At 63.9% G+C, this 3,764-nt stretch carries 5 protein-coding genes and 1 pseudogene; all 6 read left to right on the forward strand.

All coding sequences use genetic code 11. The features are described from left to right. Nucleotides 1–110: pseudogene (locus WCE35_RS09670) on the forward strand (beta-hexosaminidase); the annotation flags it as partial. Continuing rightward, a complete protein-coding gene (locus WCE35_RS09675) occupies nucleotides 107–934 on the forward strand; it encodes a segregation and condensation protein A (protein WP_424593119.1) in 828 nt (275 codons plus the stop codon). The pseudogene WCE35_RS09670 and the gene WCE35_RS09675, both read left to right, overlap by 4 nt. Nucleotides 935–955: 21 nt before the next feature. Beyond that, the gene (gene scpB, locus WCE35_RS09680; protein WP_424593120.1) at nucleotides 956–1,675 is read left to right on the forward strand and encodes an SMC-Scp complex subunit ScpB; all 720 of its coding nucleotides are present in this window, start codon (nucleotides 956–958) and stop codon (nucleotides 1,673–1,675) included. A 156-nt stretch (nucleotides 1,676–1,831) separates the two neighbouring features. Then, entirely contained in the window at nucleotides 1,832–2,065 is a 234-nt protein-coding gene (locus WCE35_RS09685) for a twin-arginine translocase TatA/TatE family subunit (protein ID WP_424593121.1), read from the forward strand. Nucleotides 2,066–2,211: 146 nt separating this feature from the next. Next, the gene (tatB, locus tag WCE35_RS09690; RefSeq protein ID WP_424593122.1) at nucleotides 2,212–2,712 is read left to right on the forward strand and encodes a Sec-independent protein translocase protein TatB; all 501 of its coding nucleotides are present in this window, start codon (nucleotides 2,212–2,214) and stop codon (nucleotides 2,710–2,712) included. Next, nucleotides 2,709–3,536, forward strand: a complete 828-nt coding sequence (gene tatC, locus WCE35_RS09695) for a twin-arginine translocase subunit TatC (protein ID WP_424593123.1) — start codon at nucleotides 2,709–2,711, stop codon at nucleotides 3,534–3,536. Before tatB ends, tatC begins: the two co-directional genes overlap by 4 nt. Nucleotides 3,537–3,764 lie beyond the last annotated feature (228 nt).

The following is a 3,764-nucleotide window of genomic DNA, read 5'->3' on the forward strand; positions in this document are numbered from 1 at the left end:
TGGAGCGCGCCAACGGAGCGCTCGCGTGGCGAAAGGCGCCGCAGCCGTTCGATCGGCGGGCGGCGCGGGCTGAACTGGATGCGTTGATGGATCGGGTAGCAACGGCATGACGGCTGAGATTCTATCATTTGAGACCGGACGGCCTGCCGAGGTCACCGACGGCGAGCCGGCGCTGGTGGTCGACGTCGAGGGCTATGAAGGGCCGCTCGATCTGTTGCTGACGCTGGCAAGGCAGCAGAAGGTCGATCTGGCCAAGATTTCGATCCTGGCGCTGGCCGATCAGTATCTTACCTTCATCGAGGCCGTGCGAAAAATCCGCCTTGAACTCGCCGCCGACTATCTGGTGATGGCGGCCTGGCTAGCGTTCCTGAAATCGCGGCTGCTGCTGCCTGAACCCGCGACGCTGGACGGTCCGAGCGCCGAGGAGATGGCGACCGCCCTGGCCAACCGGCTGCGCCGGCTCGAAGCGATCAGGGAGGCTGCGAACCGGTTGATGAACCGGCCGCAATTTCAGCGCGATATCTTTCCGCGCGGCAATCCGGAATCGATCGCCGAAATCCGCCACCCCAAATTCACCGCGACGCTGTTCGACCTGCTCACCGCCTATGCCGCGCAGCGCCAGCAGCGGGTACTGGCGAGCGTGCATCTGACCAAACGGACGGTATGGTCGCTGGCCGAGGCGCGTGCCTCGCTGGAGCGGCTCGTCGGCATGGCCGAGGACTGGAGCTGCCTCGACCAATACCTCATCAATTACGTCGTCGATCCCTCGCAAAGGGCGACGGTGTTTGCATCGAGCCTTGCGGCTGCGCTTGAAATGGTGCGCGAAGGCGAGATGGAACTGAACCAGAAAGAGGCGTTCGCGCCGCTTTATTTTCGAAAGCGTCAACCGCAAGCCGCCGGCGCGATGTCCGCGCCGGACCTTTCGGTCGAGTAAGTGGAAGAGGGAGACCGAGCCATGGCAAGCCTGGCGGAAAAGCGCACGGAGGATGCCGAGGAGCATCCACTCGATCCGCAAGCCCGACCGGAGGAATTGCGGCTTCTGGAAGCGCTGCTGTTTGCCTCCGCCGAGCCGATCGATCAGGCCGTGCTGGCCAAGCGGATGCCCGAGGGTGTCGACATCAAGGTGGCGCTGGCGCAATTGCAGGCGGAATACGCCCCGCGCGGCGTCAATCTGGTGCGCGTCGCCAACAGATGGACGTTCCGCACCGCCGGCGACTTGGCATGGCTGATGACGCGCGAGAGTACCGAGACGCGGCGGCTGTCGCGCGCGGCGATCGAGGTGTTGGCGATCATCGCCTATCACCAGCCCGTGACGCGCGCCGAGATCGAGGAAATCCGCGGCGTGATCACCTCCAAGGGCACGCTGGACGTGCTGTTGGAGACCGGCTGGATCCGCCCCCGCGGCCGCCGCAAGACGCCGGGCCGCCCGCTGACCTTTGGCACCACCGAAGGCTTCCTGTCGCAGTTCAGCCTGGAGGCGCTCGGCGATCTGCCGGGCCTGGAGGAACTCAAGGGGACAGGGCTGCTGGATTCAAGGCTGCCGACCGGCTTCAGCGTTCCGACGCCTTCGGACGATGTAGCCTTGCGCGAGGACGAGGATCCGCTGGAAGCCGGCGATAGTCTTGAATTTCTGCTGGCGCCTGCCGCGACGCCCGAAAACGGCGACCAAAGCTAGCTCCGTCGCCGCGTCGATCGCGGTTAACGGTAGCTATAATACGTAGCTGCGACAGCCATTTGCCGCGGCGGAGGTCCTTGTTTTTGACATCCCGCGGGCCTACCTTCCGGGCAAAGGTCAGGCTCGGACGCCGGCCGCTGTTTGGAGGGATGCAGGATGGGTTCGCTTAGCATTTGGCACTGGATCGTCGTGATCGCAGTGGTCCTGCTGCTGTTCGGCCGCGGCAAGATATCGGACCTGATGGGCGACGTCGCGCAGGGCATCAAGGCCTTCAAGAAGGGCATGCAGGACGACGACAAGACCGCGGAAAAGCCCGAGCCGGCGAAGGCCATCGATCACAACGCTGCGCCGTCGGCGGCACGCTCGGACGTCGGCAGCAAGGCTGTCTGACGTCTGGTTTGACGCGTTTTCTTCACGCGAACCGGCGTTCACTTCGCTTGAAAACGCCATGGACGCCGGTTGAGAAAAGACGCGGGCGGCCCCAAATCTTGCTAGAGGGATTGGGGCGAGATGTTCTCGCGTGAGCGGAAAAATTCATGTTCGACATCGGGTGGAGTGAACTGGTCGTCATCGCGGTTGTCGCGCTGATCGCCATTGGCCCGAAAGAACTGCCGGGCGTGCTGCGCATGGTCGGGCAATGGATGGGCAAGGCGCGCAAGATGGCCGCCGAATTCCAGGGCCAGTTCCAGGAAGCCATGCGCGAGGCCGAAATGGCCGACCTCAAGAAAAGCTTTGACGAGGTCAAGGACGTTGCGACCGGTCTTGCCAGCGGCAACATCATGACCTCGCTGCAAAAGGACGTCGGCGACGCCCTGAAGATCGACGATATCGACAAGCCCGTGGATGCCCAAATCGCTTCCGCGACCGGTGAGCCCGCCACTCCAGCGACGCCGGCAGCGCGAACGCCGGAGACCCTGGTCGAGGCGGAGGTACACGCGGCCGGTGAGCCGCTTGCGATCACCCGCGAGGTGTCGCCCGCGCCGCAGGACATCGCGCCTGTGGCCCATGACGAGGCCAGGGACGCCAAAGCGTCATGAGCGCCGAGGACATCGAGGCCAGCAAAGCGCCGCTGATGGATCATCTGATCGAGCTGCGCGCGCGGCTGATCAAGGCGCTGCTCGGCTTCGGCATCGCCTTCATCTTCTGTTTCTTCTTCGCCAAGCCGATCTACAACGTGCTGGTGTGGCCGTTCGTCTGGGTCGCGGGCGCCGAAAATTCCAAATTCATCTACACCGCCCTGCTGGAATATTTCCTGACCCAGTTGAAGCTCGCGCTGTTCGGCGCCGGCTTCATCTCGTTTCCGATCGTCGCTACCCAGATCTACAAGTTCGTGGCGCCGGGCCTCTACAAGCATGAGCGCGGTGCATTCCTGCCCTATCTGATCGCGACCCCGTTCTTCTTCGTGCTCGGCTCCATGCTGGTCTATTTCGTCGTGCTGCCGATGCTGGTGCGGTTCTCGCTCGGCATGCAGCAGATCGGTGGGTCGGAGACCGCGCAGATCCAGCTATTGCCGAAGGTCGGCGAGTATCTGTCGCTGATGATGTCCCTGATCTTCGCCTTCGGGATCGCGTTTCAGTTGCCGGTGATCCTGACGCTGCTCGGCCGGATCGGCATCATCACCTCGAAGCAGCTGCGCGAAAAGCGGCGCTATTTCATCGTGGTCGCCTTCATCATCGCCGCCGTGCTGACGCCGCCCGACGTCATCAGCCAGGCCTCGCTCGCGATACCCCTGCTGGCGCTGTACGAAGGCTCGATCCTCGCGGTCCGGATGGTGGAAAAACGGGCGGCTGCGGCCAAGACGGCGACCGGCTCGCCGCCGCCCGCAACCCCGCCGCCGCCGGAAGCCAGCCCGGCGGAGTAGGGCACTGCGACCTCCGCCGATCGTCATACTCCGCGAAAGCGGAGTATCCAGTACGCTGCGGCCTCACGATTCCATCGCTACTGCTCCGCAATACCGGATCGTCCGCTTTGGCGGGCGATGAGCGATGTGCTATGGACGCCCCGCCGTTGACCTTCCGCATGTAGACGGAAAGTTCGCACCCGGGGCCGAGCGACCATGCACGACATCAAATCGATCCGCGACAACCCG

The sequence above is a fragment of the Bradyrhizobium sp. genome, assembly GCF_049691595.1.
GTDB lineage: Bacteria > Pseudomonadota > Alphaproteobacteria > Rhizobiales > Xanthobacteraceae > Bradyrhizobium.